Below are 16,635 nucleotides of genomic sequence, written 5' to 3' on the forward strand. Positions count from 1 at the left end.
TTTTTAGTTCTCAAGTTTGCAGCCCATGCTGCCGACAAGCCAAAAGTGCGCGTCCTTCACGGATCGTTCACGCCCCTTCGTTGCGGGCCAACCCATGCTGTGTGCATTGCGCTTGTAGGAAGTTCGCCTACAGGGCGCGTCTGCGTTTCCGACACGCGGATTAGCCTTTTTCTGATTCAAGTTTCAAGCCCCCACAACCAGAATTCGCTCCATGGTGATTCACACGAATCGCCCCCACCAGGAGCCGAATATGAACGACGAACAACTACTGGCGCAGATCCGGGAAGCCAACATGACTTACCTGATGCTGGCGCAAAGCCTGATCCGCAAGGACAAGGCAGAAGCCCTGTTTCGCCTGGGCATGTCCGAGGAAGCCGCTGACATGATTTCGGCTCTTTCCCCAGCACAAGTCATGCGCATTGCTTCGGGCAACATGCTGCTCTGCCGCTTCCGGGTAGACGACGACATCGTATGGAACCTGCTGACCAACCACTCGACCAACAAGGTGGACAACGATGCCACCACCAAGCTGCACGCCAGCATCCTGATGGCCGGCCGTTTCGCCGAAGCCGTCTAAGTACCCGTCCCGCAGGAGCACCCCATGGCCACCAAAAGTGTTTTGAACGACTCCAAGCAAGTCGAACGCGCAGTCTCCCTGATCCAGTTGGGCGCCCGCCTGCAGGTGCTGGAGAGCGAAACCGACCTGTCCTACGAGCGTCTGCTGCGCTTGTACAAAGAGGTGGCCGGCCGCTCTCCCAGCAAGGGCCAGTTGCCCTTCTCCACCGAGTGGTTCCTCACTTGGCAGCCCAATATCCATGCCTCGTTGTTCCAGAACACCTATGAGTACCTGAGCAAGGTCAGCGCCATGGAGGACATTGATGCCATCATGGCCGCCTATCGGCTGTACACCGAACAAATCGCCGCCTGCGGCGTCGAGCCACTCCTGTCCATCACCCGCGCCTGGCGCCTGGTGAAGTTCATTGACAACAACATGCTGTCCATGACCAAGTGCTCCAAATGCGGCGGACACTTTGTCTCGGAAGCCTACGAAAACTCCCGCCACTTTGAGTGCGGACTGTGCACCCCCCCCGCACGGGCTGGCAAAGGCTCTACCGCTGGCGGCATCCTGCTGCACTAGACGCTATTAATTTAGTAGCTGCTTGCGCAATATCCACGGGGGTCAGAGGTCATTTTGATATAAAACTTAAGACAACGGACACAGCGACGATATGATAGAGACGGCCCTGAAAAGCCAGGCTGTTCAACCCATGAAGCCCCCGGCTTCCCTGTCACAATGTTTCTATGTTCGTAATCATCGGCTGGCTGGTTGTACTGGGCTGCGTGTTCGGCGTGTTTATTGCGCACGGGGGCAACATCAGTGTCGTGTTGCACGCACTTCCCTTCGAAATGCTGACCATTGGGGGCGCCACCTTAGGGGCCTTTCTGGCCAACAACCAGATGAAAGTGATCAAGTCCACCATAAAGGGCTTGGGTGCCTGCTTCAAAGGCAGCAAGTACACCAAAGCGCGCTACATGGAGCTCATGGCACTCATGTTTGACATCCTGCAAAAGGCTCGCAAAGAAGGGCTGATGGCGATTGAAAAGGACGTCGAAGAGCCCGAACAGTCCGAGATTTTCAAAAAATACGCCACCGTGGGCAGCGACCACCATGTGGTGGAGTTCATCACCGACTACCTGCGCATGATGGTCTCGGGCAACCTCAACGCCCACGAAATTGAATCGCTGATGGACAGCGAAATCGAAACCCACCACCACGAAGAACACGCCGCCGTGGCCGCCATCCAACGCATCGCGGGAGGCCTGCCAGCCTTCGGGATTGTGGCCGCCGTGCTGGGCGTGGTGAACACCATGGGTTCGGTAGGCCAACCGCCGGCCGTGCTGGGCGGCATGATTGGGTCAGCGCTGGTCGGTACCTTTCTGGGCATTTTGCTGGCCTACGCCTTTGCCGAGCCCCTGGGCGGCCTGCTGGAGCAAAAGGTGGAAGAAGCCGGCAAGGAGTTGCAGTGCATCAAAACCACCCTCTTAGCCAGCATGCAAGGCTACAACCCCTCTACCGCCATCGAGTTTGGCCGCAAAGTTTTGTACTCTACAGAGCGCCCCACGTTCGCCGAGCTGGAAGCGTATGTCAAGAAAAAGTAAGCGCGGAGACGCCTGAGCATGGCTGGAGACGCCAAGAAGCTACAGCCCATCATCATCAAGCGGGTCAAGAAGGGCGGCCACGCTGCGCACGGCGGTGCCTGGAAGATTGCCTACGCCGACTTTGTGACCGCCATGATGGCGTTCTTCTTGCTGATGTGGCTGCTGGGCAGCACCTCAGAAGGCGACAAAAAAGGTATTTCCGACTACTTCCAGTCCCCCCTGAAAGTGGCGATGCAAGGCGGTGCGGGTGCGGGTGCCAGCAACAGCGTCATCACTGGCGGCGGCAACGACCTGACGCAGCAGGCTGGCCAATCGCGCCGCGGCGACGGTGAGGAGAAGTCCGCAAAGAAAATGTCTGGCGACCAAGCCAAGGTGGAACGCGCCAAGAAAGACGCCAAGGCCATGGCAGCCCTGGCCGCCAAGATTGCGACCACCATCTCCAACAATCCCAAAATGGCGGAGTTCAGCTCACAGATCAAGCTCGAAATCACGCCGGACGGGCTGCAGATCCAGATTGTCGATGATCAGCGTCGCCCCATGTTTGACAGTGGCAGCGCCACCGTCAAACCATATATGCGGGACATCCTGCGCGAAATCGGCCTGACACTGACCGAAGTGGACAACAAGATCAGCCTGGACGGGCACACAGACCGCCAAGCCTACGGCAACGCCGCCCGTGGCTACAGCAACTGGGAGCTGTCGGCCGACCGCGCCAATGCATCCCGGCGCGAACTGATTGCGGCCGGCATGCCCGAAGACAAGCTGGCCCGAGTGGTGGGCATGGCGTCCAGCCTCCCGCTGGACCCGGATGACCCCTTGAGTCCAACCAACCGCCGCATCAGTATTCTGGTGATGACCAAAGAGGCGGAGGAACGTCTCCTGGGCACCAAGACGATCCCTCTGGAAACGGAGACGGAAACCGCTGGCACCGCAGCGGCCCCAGGCGCAAAATCGACCCCATAACTCTGCGAAAATTCAGTCATACTTGCAGAAATTCGAAAATCGCCCGGTAAAAGGTTATCTATGTCCAAAGAACTGCGCTTTCTCATTGTTGATGACTTCTCCACCATGCGGCGGATCGTGCGCAACCTGCTCAAAGAAAGTGGCTACTCCGATGCGGACGAAGCCGAAGACGGCGTAGCCGCTCTGCAAAAGTTGCGCAACAGCACCTTTGACTTCGTGGTCAGCGACATCAACATGCCGAATATGAACGGCTTCCAGTTGCTGGCTGAAATCAAGAAAGACGACAAGCTCAAGCACCTGCCGGTGCTGATGGTGACGGCCGAAGCCCGCAAGGAAGACATCGTGCTGGCGGCCCAGCAAGGCGCCGCCGGTTACATCGTCAAACCCTTCACCAAAGCCACCCTGGAAGACAAAGTGAACCACATCCTGGTCAAGGCAGGACTGAAGTAACCATGTCAGACGCTACCAATCCCGCGCACGCTCTCTCCACGGTTGAAGTTCACCAGCAGCTTGGCGCACTGACGCGCCAATTGCATGACTCGCTCAACGGCTTGGGGCTGGCTGAAAAGGTCAAGGACTGGGCTGGCGAACTGCCAGACGCCAAAAGCCGACTGTCATACATTGCGCGGCTGACGGGCCAGGCGGCTGAAAAAGTGCTCAACCAGGTGGATCAAGCCAAGGCACAGCACGATCATATTGCCGCCGAAACGCGTCGTATCGGCGCCTTGATCGTCAAGGACCCTGTCGCTGCCGTTGCCAAGGGTCATGTGATGAACTTCATCACGGACGTTGAACAATCGAGCAAAAAAGTGGATGACCATCTGACAGAAATCATGATGGCGCAAGACTTCCATGACCTCACAGGCCAGGTGATTGCCAAAGTGGTCAACTTGGCGGCGACGATTGAGGAGCAGCTGGTATTGCTGCTGCTGCAAACCGCGCCTGCAGAAGCCAAGGTGAGCGCTGCCACCGTTCAGGAATACACCCCCGCATTAGCTGGCCCCGTAGTGGATGGGCAGGCCAACCAGGACGTGGTCACCGACCAATCCCAGGTGGACGATTTACTGGCCAGCCTGGGCTTCTGAAGTCGTCTTGAATAAGCGGAGGATTGCCCCGCTTATCGTCCTTTAGTTTGAGAGGTCGGTTGCGACAATGGTGAGAACTAGAGAGCTTCTTCACCATGGACTCAGGCAGCCAAGATCGCAACCTACCGGCGTCAGAGCGCAAGCTCAAGAAGGCGCGCGAAGACGGCCAGGTTAGCCGCTCCGAAGACCTCTCCCACCTCGCTGTATTGGGTGCTGGTGCCATCGCGGTGCTGGTCTTGTCCCCCATTTTGTTTGACCAGCTCAAGCGCAGCATGGCGCAGCAGCTGTCCTTTGACGCCGCCATCGTCATGCGCCCGGGCACGATGCTGCAGCGCCTGAGCGATACCACGACCATCGGTGTCGCAGGGTGCGCGGCATTTGCAGCCATTGTGATGACAGCCGCGATTGTGGCCGCCGTCGCATCCGGTGGCTGGGTCAACAGCCTCAAACCCCTGATGCCCGACTTTTCACGGCTCAACCCGCTGTCCGGCTTCTCTAACCTGTTCTCCAAAAAGAAGTTGCTCACCACCGCCAAAATGGTGGTGATGACGGGGATTTTGTTTGCCATCGCCACGTCGTTTTTGACTTCTGGTTTTCAGGAAATGGCGGCGTTGCTGATGCAGCCCTCCACCGCGGCGATTGCCCACCTGACCCAATGGCTCACGGGCGGGCTTGGCTTGATGCTGTTGGTCGTTTTGTTGGCGGCCATGGCGGACGTGCCGCTACAGACCTTTCTGCACAAAGACCAGATGAAGATGTCCCACCAGGAAGTGAAGCAGGAAGGGAAAGAGTCTGACGGCAACCCCCAGATCAAAAGCAAGATCCGCCAAAAGCAGCGCGAACTGGCGCAAAAGAGCAGCGTCAACGCCGTGCCCAAGGCCGACTTTGTGGTGATGAACCCCACCCACTTTGCGGTCGCCATCCGCTACGACGAGAAATCCATGCGCGCCCCTCGCGTGATCTCTAAGGGAGCCGACCTGCTTGCCATGAAGATTCGGGATGTAGCCAAGCAAAACGCCATTCCGGTGCTGCAGTCCCCCATGCTGGCGCGTGCGCTCTATGCCAATGCCGAGCTGGACCAGGACATCCCCTCGGCCCTGTACACCGCGGTAGCGCAGGTGCTGGCCTACGTCTACCGCTTGCGCGCTGCGCTGCGCGGCGAAGGTGCCATGCCACAAGAGGTTCCGCAGCCTTTTGTGCCACCCGAGCTGGATCCTCTGTCCAAAACACTGGAGGCTGAAACGGCATGAACGCCCAAATCAAAAACCTGCAGCAATGGTTTGGCAGCAATGCCACCGTCGTGCAGGGCGCTGCCGCACCCATGCTCGTCGTGGCCATTTTGGCCATGATGGTGTTGCCATTGCCGCCCATCCTGCTGGATGCTTTCTTCACCATCAACATTGCCGTGGCACTGATGGTGATGATGGTGGCGGCTTACATGATCCGCCCGCTGGATTTCGCGGCCTTCCCTTCCGTTTTGCTGCTGACCACGTTGATGCGCCTGTCGCTGAACGTCGCATCCACACGCGTGGTCCTGCTGGAAGGTCACACCGGCGCAGGCGCTGCCGGTGCCGTGATTGAGGCGTTCGGTCACTTCCTCATTGGTGGCAACTTTGCCGTGGGTCTGATCGTGTTTGCAATCCTCGTGGTGATCAACTTTGTGGTGGTGACCAAGGGCTCCGAACGTATTGCCGAAGTGTCGGCGCGCTTCACGCTGGACGCCATGCCCGGCAAGCAGATGGCGGTGGATGCCGATCTGAACGCCGGTCTGATTGACGAGAAGGAAGCCAAGCGCCGCCGCGCGGAAATCGGCGAAGAAGCCGAATTCTTCGGCTCCATGGATGGCGCTTCCAAATTCGTTCGTGGCGATGCCGTAGCCGGTATTTTGATCCTGCTGATCAACATCTTTGGCGGCTTTGCCGTCGGTATCCTGCAGCACGACCTGACTGCCAGCCAGGCCGCCAACTCCTACATCCTGCTCGCCGTGGGTGACGCACTGGTGGCACAAATCCCCGGCCTGCTGATTTCAGTGGCCGCAGCCATGGTGGTGTCCCGCGTGGGCAAGGACAAGGACATCGGCAAGCAAATCATGGGGCAGATGTTTGTGTCTCCCCGAGTGCTGGGCATCACCGGAATCATCATGTTTGTGGTGGGCATCATTCCCAACATGCCGCATCTGGTGTTTTTGAGCATCGCGGCTGTCTTGGGTTATGGCGCTTGGGCGCTGTCCCACAAGCCCGCTCCCGTGGATCCCCAAGCCCAGGCCCCAGCCCCCGTCAACGACGGAGAGGCGTCCTGGGACGACCTGCAACCTGTGGACCAGTTGGGCCTGGAGTTGGGCTACCGTCTGATTGCCCTGGTGGACAAGACCCGCCAAGGCGACTTGCTCAATCGCATCAAGGGCGTGCGCCGCAAGTTTGCACAGGAGGTGGGCTTCCTGCCCCCCGCGGTCCACGTGCGCGACAACCTGGAACTCAAACCCAGCGCCTACCGCATCACCCTGCGTGGCGTCATCGTGGGTGAAGGGGAAGCATTCCCCGGCATGTACTTGGCCATCAACCCCGGTGGCATCACCACGCCGCTGATCGGAGCAGCCACCACCGACCCCGCGTTTGGACTTCCCGCCCACTGGATTGATGAACGGCAAAAAGAAGCGGCGCAAATGGCCGGATTTACCGTGGTTGATTCCGAGACTGTCATGGCGACCCATTTGTCACACTTGATGCAAGTCCAGGCCGCCAAGTTGCTGAGCCGGACAGAAACACAACAACTCGTGGAACACGTGGCAAAGCTGGCCCCCAAACTGATCGAAGAAGTCGTCCCCAAGATGGTCTCGGTCGCGGTTTTTCAAAAAGTGCTGCAGCTGCTGCTGGACGAATCGGTGCACATCCGCGATATCCGCACCATCATCGAATCCATTGCCGAACACGCCACCGCCACCACCGACCCGGTCGAACTGGCGCGCCGCGTCCGCGTGGCATTGTCACCGGCCATCGTGCAGCAGATTTACGGCCCCACCCGCGAACTCAACGTCATCGCCATTGACCCCAGCCTGGAACGCCTGCTGGTGCAGGCCTTGGGCAGCGCTTCGGGTCCGGCCCTGGACCCTGGTGTGGCCGACATGCTGACCCGCACGGCCGCAGAAACTGCATTGAAGCAGGAAGAAATCGGCGTACCGGCTTGCTTACTGGTGCCCGACCAGATTCGGGGCTCCATTGCACGCCTGGTACGGCGCGTTGCTCCCCGACTCCAGGTGCTGGCGCACAGCGAAATACCTGAAACCCACACCATCCGCATCGGCCCGATTTTGAGAGGCGCTACACCATGAACATCCAACGCTTTACCGCCGCCACCTCCCGCGAAGCCCTTGCCAAAGCACGCCAAGCCTTTGGCGACGGCACCCTGATCTTGTCCAACCGCCCCACCGAACATGGCGTGGAAGTGGTCGCCACCGCAGAAGACACGCTGGCCGTCTTGGACCAGAATGCAGGCGGCGCAGGCGGAAGCAAGCCCCAGAGCTCGCCCCGCAACACCGCGTCCCCCAGCTACCAAGATGTGGCAAGCCAAGTGGAAGAGGATGCCGAGCAGTTGGCGATGAGCACACTGTCATTCCAGGACTATGTGCGCGAGCGCATGGCGCGCCGCCGTCACGAGGCCACACAAGCCCAGCCCCAGACCACCATCTTGCCGCCCCCGGTGGCGCCTGAGCCTCCGCCTGCGCCCGTGCACAAGCGGATCAGCATGGACGTGGAAGTCGCACCCGCACGGCCTTTGCCTGCACGCAAGGCACCCAGCTATGCGCCCGCCCCTGCCGTGCCGCAGAACATGATGGATGAGTTGCACGCCATGAAGGAGTTGATTGAAGACCGCTTCAACACGCTGAACTGGCTGGGACAGGCGCGGCAGAACCCCATTCAGTCGAACCTGATGCTGAAGATGATTCGGGCAGGGTATTCGCCCACACTGTCGCGCACGATTCTCGAACGCATCCCTGAAGACATGGACGCGGCAGAATCGGTGCGCTGGGTCATGGATGTGCTGGAGCGCAACCTGCGCACCGATGCCAGCGGCCCGCCCCTGCACGAAGAAGGCGGTGTTTTCGCCCTGATTGGAGCCACCGGCGTAGGCAAGACCACTACCGCCGCCAAACTGGCAGGCCAATGCGCCCGCGCCCACGGCCCAGCCAGCGTGGGCCTGATCACCCTGGACACATACCGTGTAGGGGCCCATGAGCAACTGCGTGCCTACGGAAAGATGTTGGGCGTGGTGGCCCACCTGGCGCATGACAAGGCAGCTCTGCAAGACCTGCTGGGTCTGCTGGCCAACAAGAAAATGGTGCTGATTGACACGACCGGCATTGCACCACGCGACCCGCGCAAGCGCGAGCTGATGGAACTGCTGGATCTGCCCAAAATCAAACGCCTCTTGGTGCTCAATGCAGGCGGCCATGGGGACACCCTGGACGAGGCCGTGGCCTGCTTCAAGACCCCCACCACGCTGCAAGCCATACTGTCCAAGACCGACGAGGCCGTCAAACTTGGCCCCGCCCTCGATGCCGTCATTCGCCACCAGTTGGTGCTGCGCGGCGTCACCAACGGCCAGCGCGTGCCCGAAGACTGGGAACCAGCCGTGGCCGCCAAGCTGGTGCGCCTGTCCATGCGCACTGCGGGTGTATCGGCCTACGACCCCAAGGCCAGCGACCTGGGGTTCTTCTTCAGCCACTCCAGCAACGCGGCCGCTGGCCAGGGGCGCCTGGATGCTTGATCACCCGATCAACCAGGCGGCAGGTCTGCTGGACCTGGCGGTGGTCCCTACACCCAAACTCATTGCCATGGTCAGCCACGGCGATGAGCAGGTGGAGCTACCCTTGCTCCTTCAGCTCTGCAACGCGTTGGTGGGGTTCGGCCACCCAGTTACCGTGCTCGACGGCACCGTGCTGGAAACCCCGGACAACCCGGGCTTGGCACAATTGTTTGATTACTCCATGGCCCCCCATCAAGTGTCAGACGCGCCCTCGTGGTCTGTTCTGCCCGCTCGGCTGGGCCTGCAAACCCTGGCCAGTGGCAGTGCCACCGGCATGCATTCCCTGGTGGATGCAGGGGGGCTATTCCCCCACGACAGTGTGGTGATTGTGTACAGCACGGCGCAAACGCTGGCCCACCTGCTGCACGGCAGCGGTGTACGCCCAGTGCTGGCCGTGTCGACGGCGAAAACCTCGCTGCTGACCAGCTACCTGGCCCTCAAACGCCTGTTGCTCAAAGGCGCACTGGAACCTACCGTTGTCAATGTGATGGACAATGTACAGGCCAAAACACCGGTGTCCGAGAACCGCATGCCCACCAGCCTGAACGACTGCGCCAAATACTTTCTGAATTACCAGGTGAACGCCCTGAATATCCCGGCCCCCACCACCGATGAGCGCCCCTCGGCCAGCATCGGCAGGCTGGTGCTGGGCCTGCTGGAAAATGCCATGGCGCTTAACAGCGGCTGGTCCGCCCCACACCGCCCCTATGCACCTACCGTGCGCCACCACTACCCCACGGGGGCACACTGATGTACTCCGCCAAAGGACAGCTGGACCGTACCGCTTTGATCAAGCAGTACCAGCCGTTGGTGCGCCGTCTGGCCCACCACATGATGGCCAAGCTGCCCGCCAGCGTGGAGGTGGATGACCTGATCCAGGTCGGACTCATCGGGCTGTCAGATGCACTCACCCGCTTTGAGGCCTCGCAGGGGGTGCAGTTCGAGACCTTTGCCACCCAACGCATTCGCGGCGCCATGCTCGACGAGCTGCGGGAAAACGACTGGATGTCGCGCGGCTCCCGCAAGAGCCAGAAGGAAATTGAAGTCGCCATGCGCAAGCTGGAGCATGTGCTCGGCCGCAGCCCCGCAGAGTCCGAAATTGCGGCAGAGCTTGGCATGGGATTGGCCGAATACCAAAGCCTGTTGGGCAAAGTACGAGGGACGCAACTGGTCTACCTCGAAGACATGACGCGGCGCAACGAGGACGACGACACCTTCCTGGACCGCCATGTCGCTGACAACGATGCCGACCCGCTGAACATGCTGCGGGACATGCGCTTGCGCCAGTCACTGGTGACTGCGATCAAAGCCCTGCCCGAACGTGAGCAGTTCATCATGAGCATGTACTACGAGCAGGACATGAACCTCAAGGAAATTGCAGCGGTACTGGAAGTGACCGAGTCACGGGTCTGTCAACTGCACAGCCAATCCATTGCGCGGCTGCGCGCCAAAATGCGATCCCACTGAAAAGCGAGATCGCATTGCCGCTCTCAGGCGGTAAAACTTTGGAAGCGCCCCGAGGCCTTGGGGCCGGCACCATAGGGGCTGGCGGCCGGGGCTCCATAGGTCTGACTTTGGGTAGCGGGCACGACCACCTGCAAAGCTTGCTCCACCAAGGCCTGCCGGCGCATCAGGCTTTCGCGCAACACCGGAAAACCTTGGCTCAGCGCCTTGGCCCTGCGCAGTTGGGTTGAGGAAATACCCGACGTTGCCGAAAAAACCTCCAGCTCACGCGCAAATTCCAGCGTCATTTGCTGTAGCTGGCTGCTCAGGGATTCAAGCTGGGACGCGTCGCCATCGCGCAAGGCGGCGGCTACAGCGCCGAACTGCTGCTCGAGCGCGTCAAACTTGGATGGGGTGGAGCCTTTAGACATTCCGAAACCTCCGCACTGTTGAAAGTGCGCAGGCCGGACTTACCGCGTGGTGCGGTTCAGCATTTCCTGCGCGTTGGAAAGAAGTTGGTCGGCAATCGCCTCGGCGTTCACCACATAGGTTCCGTCTTCGATGGCTGCCTTCACGGTGGCTACTTTCTGGGTATCCACGTCCGCATCGCTGCGTTCGGGCTTTTCCAGGGAGCGCGCCAGCGTGGACACGGTGACGGCCACACCCGCAGAGCGCGTTCCCTCGCTCGCGCTGTTGGTCGCGGCAGTGCTGGCGCTGCTGCTCTGGGCCGCTTTTTGGGCAGCACCGGACACCGTGGGCGTGACGGAAGAGGGAATATCTGAGGGTTGACCTATCTTCATGGCGTTCTCCAAAGCCGCAATAAGCACGGCCTCGTGGGATTGTTATCGGCCAGATGATGACTGACTTTAGGGTTCTTTGCACAGGAAGTTGGACTCAAAGGTCTATTTTTACTGTACGAACATCCAGCACCGTGCCAGATGCAACCCGTCCGTTGTCCATGCGCACGCGGGCTTGTTGGCCCACCACCCCGGCCGACAGGGCCTGGGCGTCGCTGGACACCTGAAAACCGGGGCCTTGGGCAACCACGCGCACCGAGGCACCCGCCTGGAACACCTGGGCCGGCTTGACCATGCCCTGACGCAGGGCTTGGCCCGCCATCAGCACGCGGGTGGTCGTTTGCCCCACCCACAGCGCGCGATCCTGCAAGACGGCATTGGGCTCATCGGCCCAGTCCACCTCGGCCTCCAGCACATCGGTATCACTCAGCACGGCACCGGGCGACACTTGGCCCTTCAACACCCAAGCCGGCCCCACGGCCTTGACGACCACGGGCAACGACACATTCCAGCGGCCAATGCCATCCGCACAGCGCAAGCCCACGCGGCTACGGCCCCACAGCCTGGCACCCGGCGGGACATAGGGCTCCACATTGCCACACACCGCCAGATGCAAACGGCTGTCCAACGCCCCCACGGTCGACTCCATGCGCAGACCAGGGTTCTCCGCGTTGGTTTTCGCCACCGTGTCGCGCACCCAGCGCTGCGCCAGCGCCTGCAAATCGCCCAGCGCCATCTCCTGGGCCCAAGCCGCTGGCGCTGCCACCAGCACGGCCAGCACCACACCGCCGCGCAGCCAGCGGGGCAGCAGATGCGTGAATCGCAAGCACGGGGACATGGCGGCACTCCTAAGTTGCCACAACTATAGGCAGCCCCTGCTCGGCGCAAACCCGCCAAATGCAGGCCAAACCCCCCGCTATTCCTCCGCTAGGAAATTAAAGCTTTTCCCATAATTGCCGCACGCCCCCATCCCGCCCCCTCCGTCTGGACCGGGCGCACTTAGCCGAGGTAGCCCATGTTTGCCAATTTGACCAACGCCCTGGACTTTCAAGCGAAAGCTTTGGTGCTGCGCGCCGAGCGTCAACGCGTCATTGCCAGCAACATCGCCAACGCCGACACGCCCGGTTACTCGGGGCGCGATGTCAATTTCAAGCAGGCCATGAGCGAAGCCCTGGGGGACAAGGCCATTTCCCTGTCCACCAGCAGCAGCGCAGGCATGGCCAGTGATGGCACGACCAATGCCCGCCACATTCCCTTGCCCAGCGCCAATGGCAGCAGCACGCTGGGGGACTCCAAGCTGGACTACACCGTGCAATCGCAGCCCGCCATGGACGGCAACAGTGTGGACCTGGACCGCGAGCGCGCCAACTTTGTGGACAACTCGGTGCGCTATGAAGCCACCCTTCGGTTCATTAACGGCTCTTCCAAAACAATCTTGAGTGCCATCCAGGGCCAGTAGGCCCTGACCACGACTGAGGAGACCCACGATGTCCATGTTTTCCATCTTCAACGTATCTGGCAGCGCGGTCAGCGCCCAGTCGCAGCGCCTCAACGTGGTCGCCAGCAACTTGGCCAACGCCGACGCCGTAGCCGGCCCCGATGGCCAGGGCTACAAAGCGCGCCAAGTGGTCTTTGAGACCGTGCCGATGGGGTCGGACGCGTCGTCCGGCGTCAAAGTCAGCTCCATCCGCGAGAGCAACGACCCGCTCAAGCGCGTGCACAACCCGACGCACCCATCCGCTGATGCCGACGGCTACGTCACCCAATCCAACGTGAATCCGGTGGAGGAGATGGTGAACATGATCTCGGCCTCGCGGTCTTACCAAAACAACGTGGAAGTCATGAACACAGCCAAGACGCTGCTGCTCAAGACGCTCCAAATGGGTCAATAACCTCAGAGGCACACACCATGGTCTCCAGCGTCAGCAACACCAGTTCGTCCAGCACATCCACCACGGGCAGCTCGCAAACCAGCGCGCAGGCCCAGACCGACCGTTTCCTCAAACTCCTGGTGGCCCAGCTCAACAACCAGGACCCCATGAACCCCATGGACAACGCCCAGATGACCAGCCAGATGGCGCAGATCAACACGGTGTCGGGCATCCAGGAGCTCAACGAGACCATGAAGTCCATGGCCACCCAGTTCTCCTCCATGCAGGTGCTGCAGGGCGCGTCCATGGTCGGCCGCGAGGTGCTGACCGAGGGCAACGCCATGTCCATCAAGAGCGGTGTGGGCAAGGGCAGCCTGAACCTCGCGGGCGAAGCCGACAAGGTGACCGTGCAGGTGCAAACCCCGGGTGGCCAGGTGCTGGGCACTGTCAACCTGGGTGCGCAGACCCAAGGCCGCCACGACTTCGAGTGGGACGCCAGTAGCTACACCGGCACCACCACACCCATCTTCAAGGTGACCGCCTCGCTAAGCGGCAAGACCGTGGACGTGACCCCGCTCACGCGCGGCACCATCGAGTCGGTCAGCACCGGCACCGGTGGTCTGAACCTCAGCCTCCAGAGCGGCGCCACCGTTGCGTACGACGCCATCAAAGTCATCCTCTAATCCGCCACCCACAAGGACCACGCCATGAGCTTTCAAACAGGCCTCTCCGGGCTCAATGTATCGAGCAAGAGCCTCGACGTCATTGGCAACAATATTGCCAACTCCAGCACCGTGGGGTTCAAGTCGTCACGCAATGAGTTTTCCGAGCTGGTAGCAGGTTCGCTGGGCACGGGCGGAGGCAACGCAGCCGGCATTGGCGCGGCCACAGCGGCGATTGCCCAGCAGTTCTCCCAGGGCAACATCAACATCACTGGCAACAGCCTGGACGTGGGGATCAACGGTGGCGGCTTCTTCCAGGTCACCAAGACCGACGGAACCATTGCCTACACCCGCGACGGTGAGTTCAAGCTGGACAAAAACGGCAACATCCTGACCAACACCGGTTCCTTCCTGATGGGCTACCCCACCGACAACACCGGGACCGCCACCAGCATCACCCCCCAAAAGCTAGTGCTGCCCACCGGCGCTCCGATCCCCGCCAAGGCCACCGCCGCCATTTCCGCCGAATTCAACCTGGACGCCCGGGCCAAGGACGCGACCCAAGCCACGGCCGCCGGCATCACCCCCTCGCCCCGCGCCACCTACGGCACCTCCATCAGCGTGTACGACGCACAGGGCGTGCCGTCGTCGGCCAACCTGTATTTCCAGAAGACCGACACGGTGGCCAACTCCTGGGACGTCTACACCGACCTGACCAGCACCACCCCCATTGGCACGATCACCTTCGACGCCACCGGCAAGGTGAACGGCCCCGCAGGCCTCACCCTGACCATTCCCGGCGGCACCATCACCTCCAACAACCCCAACGAGGCCACCGGCAAGATCCCGGGCACCATCACGGTCGACATCAAGGGCGTCACCCAGTTTGGCGCCGCCTACAGCGTGACCGCGCTCTCGCAGGATGGCTATGCCGCGGGTGAGTTCACCAGCCTGGCCATTGACGGCAAAGGCGTCATCAGCACCAGCTACTCCAACGGCCAGACCCTGAAGACCGGCGGCATGCTGGCGCTGGGCGACTTCCGCAACCTGCAGGGCTTGGCGCCAGTGGGCGGTGGCGAGTACCTGGAAACTTTCAAATCCGGCCCCGTCGTTCTGGGCAAGCCGGGGATCGGCAAGTTTGGTGAAACGCGTGCCGGTTCCATCGAGGAATCCAACGTGGACATTACGGCCGAGCTGGTCAACATGATGACTGCACAACGCAACTACCAGGCCAACGCCCAGACCATCAAGACGCAGGACCAGGTAATGTCCACCCTGGTCAACCTGCGCTAACCGAGGCTAGCCCGCCATGGACCGTCTGATCTACACCGCCATGACCGGCGCCAATGCGGCTGCCAGCCGCCAGGCCGTCCTGTCCAACAACCTGGCCAACGTGTCCACCAACGGCTTTCGCGCCCAACTGGCCACGTACCGCGCCGTCCCCCTGCGCGGCGAAGGCGCCACCACCCGCGTGTTTGCGGTGGAGGCCACGGCGGGTCACCTGAACACCCCCGGCCCTGCCCAGCGCACGGGCCGCAGCCTGGACGCCATGGCCATGGGCGACGCCTGGTTTGCCGTCCAGGGCCTGGACGGCAACGAGGCCTACACCCGCAACGGAAACTTTGAAGTGGCCACTGACGGCACCTTGACCACCGGCAATGGCCGCCAGGTCCTGTCCAGCGACGGCGGGGCCATCACTTCGCCTGCAGGCGCCGAACTCACCATCAGCCCCGACGGCAACATCAGCGCCAAGGTGGGCGGCCAGCCCGCCAACGTGATCGGCCGGCTCAAGCTGGCTGTGCCCACGGCCGACGACCCGCTCAAGCGCGGTGACGACGGCCTGTTCCGCACCCTGTCGGGTGACCCCATGAACAACGAGGACACGGCGCGCGTACAAGTGGGCGTACTCGAAGGCTCCAACGTCAATGCCATCGAATCCATGGTCGGCATGATCCAGACCGCGCGCCAGTTCGAAGCGCAGATGCGCTTGCTGCAGACCGCCGAATCCAACGACCGCTCGGCCGGTCAATTGTTAGGCCTGCAAGGCTAAAGGAACACCGCCATGATCAACTCCCTCTGGATCTCCAAGACCGGCATGGAAGCCCAGCAAATGCAGCTGGACGTGATTTCCAACAACCTGGCCAACGTCTCTACCAACGGCTTCAAGAAAGCCCATGCGGTGTTTGAAGACCTGATGTACCAGAACCTCCGCCAGGTGGGCTCCAACAGTTCGGAACAGTCCACCCTGCCCACGGGCCTGCAGGTGGGCCTGGGCGTGCGCACCGTGGCCACCAGCCGCACCTTCTCGCAGGGCAACCTGCAACAGACCAACAACAACCTGGATGTCGCCATCCAGGGCAACGGCTTCTTCCAGGTGACCATGCCTGACGGCACCACCGGCTACACCCGCGACGGCGCCTTCCAGCTGGACAACCAGGGCCGCGTGGTCACCTCGTCCGGGCTGCTGGTGCAAGGCGGCATCACCGTGCCGGCCAACGCCACCAATTTGTCGATCGCCCAGGACGGCACCGTGTCCGCCACCGTGCCGGGCACCACCACACCGCAGACCGTGGGCACCATCACCACGGCCAGCTTCATCAACCCAGCCGGTCTGGAACCCAAGGGACAGAACGTGTACCAGGAGACCGCAGCCTCGGGCCAGCCCAATGCAGGTGTACCAGGCTCCAACGGTCTGGGCGCTGTGATGCAGGGCTTTGTGGAAACCTCCAACGTCAACGTGGTGCAGGAGCTGGTGACCATGATCCAGACCCAGCGCGCCTATGAAATGAACTCCAAGGCCATCCAGACCTCGGACCAGATGCTGCAAAAATTAGGGCAGCTGTGAGGTCTG

20 protein-coding genes are annotated in these 16,635 nt (G+C 61.3%); 17 read left to right on the plus strand and 3 right to left on the minus strand.

Going from position 1 to position 16,635, the window contains the following annotated elements:
• Positions 1 to 250 precede the first annotated feature (250 nt).
• The 11 genes from flhD to AC07OE_RS19005 all read left to right on the plus strand — a co-directional run bounded on the left by flhD (position 251) and on the right by AC07OE_RS19005 (position 10,478).
• A complete protein-coding gene (gene flhD, locus AC07OE_RS18955; RefSeq protein ID WP_495072122.1) occupies positions 251 to 577 on the plus strand; it encodes a flagellar transcriptional regulator FlhD in 327 nt (108 codons plus the stop codon).
• Positions 578 to 601: 24 nt separating this feature from the next.
• Positions 602 to 1,138 (plus strand): flagellar transcriptional regulator FlhC, encoded by a 537-nt coding sequence (flhC, locus tag AC07OE_RS18960; RefSeq protein WP_310345978.1) that lies wholly within the window; start codon positions 602 to 604, stop codon positions 1,136 to 1,138.
• A gap of 164 nt (positions 1,139 to 1,302) precedes the next feature.
• On the plus strand, positions 1,303 to 2,160 hold the full coding sequence (motA, locus tag AC07OE_RS18965; protein WP_495072123.1) for a flagellar motor stator protein MotA: 858 nt from the start codon (positions 1,303 to 1,305) through the stop codon (positions 2,158 to 2,160).
• 18 nt (positions 2,161 to 2,178) lie between these two features.
• Positions 2,179 to 3,123 carry a flagellar motor protein MotB gene (motB, locus tag AC07OE_RS18970; protein WP_495072124.1) on the plus strand — a complete coding sequence of 315 codons (945 nt, stop codon included), beginning with the start codon at positions 2,179 to 2,181 and terminating at the stop codon, positions 3,121 to 3,123.
• A gap of 60 nt (positions 3,124 to 3,183) precedes the next feature.
• The gene (gene cheY, locus AC07OE_RS18975; RefSeq protein ID WP_495072125.1) at positions 3,184 to 3,573 is read left to right on the plus strand and encodes a chemotaxis response regulator CheY; all 390 of its coding nucleotides are present in this window, start codon (positions 3,184 to 3,186) and stop codon (positions 3,571 to 3,573) included.
• A 2-nt stretch (positions 3,574 to 3,575) separates the two neighbouring features.
• Positions 3,576 to 4,208 carry a protein phosphatase CheZ gene (locus tag AC07OE_RS18980; protein WP_495072126.1) on the plus strand — a complete coding sequence of 211 codons (633 nt, stop codon included), beginning with the start codon at positions 3,576 to 3,578 and terminating at the stop codon, positions 4,206 to 4,208.
• A 95-nt stretch (positions 4,209 to 4,303) separates the two neighbouring features.
• The gene (locus AC07OE_RS18985) at positions 4,304 to 5,458 is read left to right on the plus strand and encodes an EscU/YscU/HrcU family type III secretion system export apparatus switch protein (protein WP_495072127.1); all 1,155 of its coding nucleotides are present in this window, start codon (positions 4,304 to 4,306) and stop codon (positions 5,456 to 5,458) included.
• Complete coding sequence (flhA, locus tag AC07OE_RS18990; protein ID WP_495072128.1) at positions 5,455 to 7,536, plus strand: flagellar biosynthesis protein FlhA; 2,082 nt, start codon at positions 5,455 to 5,457, stop codon at positions 7,534 to 7,536. Before AC07OE_RS18985 ends, flhA begins: the two co-directional genes overlap by 4 nt.
• On the plus strand, positions 7,533 to 8,972 hold the full coding sequence (flhF, locus tag AC07OE_RS18995) for a flagellar biosynthesis GTPase FlhF (protein ID WP_495072129.1): 1,440 nt from the start codon (positions 7,533 to 7,535) through the stop codon (positions 8,970 to 8,972). The genes flhA and flhF overlap by 4 nt, the downstream gene beginning before the upstream one ends.
• Positions 8,965 to 9,762, plus strand: coding sequence for a hypothetical protein (locus tag AC07OE_RS19000; protein WP_495072130.1), 798 nt, complete (start codon positions 8,965 to 8,967; stop codon positions 9,760 to 9,762). The genes flhF and AC07OE_RS19000 overlap by 8 nt, the downstream gene beginning before the upstream one ends.
• Positions 9,762 to 10,478, plus strand: coding sequence for an RNA polymerase sigma factor FliA (locus tag AC07OE_RS19005; protein ID WP_310346005.1), 717 nt, complete (start codon positions 9,762 to 9,764; stop codon positions 10,476 to 10,478). Before AC07OE_RS19000 ends, AC07OE_RS19005 begins: the two co-directional genes overlap by 1 nt.
• A 23-nt stretch (positions 10,479 to 10,501) precedes the next feature.
• On the opposite strand, the gene AC07OE_RS19010 is transcribed toward AC07OE_RS19005, so the two are convergent.
• The 3 genes from AC07OE_RS19010 to flgA form a co-directional block, all read right to left on the minus strand.
• Positions 10,502 to 10,885, minus strand: coding sequence for a hypothetical protein (locus tag AC07OE_RS19010; RefSeq protein ID WP_495072131.1), 384 nt, complete (start codon positions 10,883 to 10,885; stop codon positions 10,502 to 10,504).
• 39 nt (positions 10,886 to 10,924) lie between these two features.
• On the minus strand, positions 10,925 to 11,254 hold the full coding sequence (gene flgM, locus AC07OE_RS19015) for a flagellar biosynthesis anti-sigma factor FlgM (RefSeq protein WP_495072132.1): 330 nt from the start codon (positions 11,252 to 11,254) through the stop codon (positions 10,925 to 10,927).
• A 94-nt stretch (positions 11,255 to 11,348) separates the two neighbouring features.
• Positions 11,349 to 12,089: a flagellar basal body P-ring formation chaperone FlgA gene (gene flgA / locus AC07OE_RS19020; RefSeq protein ID WP_495072133.1), complete on the minus strand. Its 741-nt coding sequence runs from the start codon at positions 12,087 to 12,089 to the stop codon at positions 11,349 to 11,351.
• A gap of 177 nt (positions 12,090 to 12,266) precedes the next feature.
• Here flgA and flgB point away from each other — a divergent pair, with 177 nt between their 5' ends.
• The 6 genes from flgB to flgG are packed head-to-tail and all read left to right on the plus strand — an operon-like array spanning position 12,267 to position 16,629.
• The gene (gene flgB, locus AC07OE_RS19025; protein WP_495072134.1) at positions 12,267 to 12,710 is read left to right on the plus strand and encodes a flagellar basal body rod protein FlgB; all 444 of its coding nucleotides are present in this window, start codon (positions 12,267 to 12,269) and stop codon (positions 12,708 to 12,710) included.
• Between the two features lie 28 nt (positions 12,711 to 12,738).
• Complete coding sequence (gene flgC, locus AC07OE_RS19030; protein ID WP_310346015.1) at positions 12,739 to 13,143, plus strand: flagellar basal body rod protein FlgC; 405 nt, start codon at positions 12,739 to 12,741, stop codon at positions 13,141 to 13,143.
• Positions 13,144 to 13,160: 17 nt separating this feature from the next.
• On the plus strand, positions 13,161 to 13,805 hold the full coding sequence (locus AC07OE_RS19035) for a flagellar hook assembly protein FlgD (protein ID WP_495072135.1): 645 nt from the start codon (positions 13,161 to 13,163) through the stop codon (positions 13,803 to 13,805).
• 24 nt (positions 13,806 to 13,829) lie between these two features.
• A complete protein-coding gene (gene flgE / locus AC07OE_RS19040) occupies positions 13,830 to 15,077 on the plus strand; it encodes a flagellar hook protein FlgE (protein ID WP_495072136.1) in 1,248 nt (415 codons plus the stop codon).
• A 16-nt stretch (positions 15,078 to 15,093) separates the two neighbouring features.
• Entirely contained in the window at positions 15,094 to 15,834 is a 741-nt protein-coding gene (locus AC07OE_RS19045; protein WP_495072137.1) for a flagellar basal body rod protein FlgF, read from the plus strand.
• Between the two features lie 12 nt (positions 15,835 to 15,846).
• A complete protein-coding gene (gene flgG / locus AC07OE_RS19050) occupies positions 15,847 to 16,629 on the plus strand; it encodes a flagellar basal-body rod protein FlgG (RefSeq protein ID WP_310346026.1) in 783 nt (260 codons plus the stop codon).
• Positions 16,630 to 16,635 lie beyond the last annotated feature (6 nt).

The organism is Rhodoferax sp. GW821-FHT09E07, assembly GCF_059416145.1.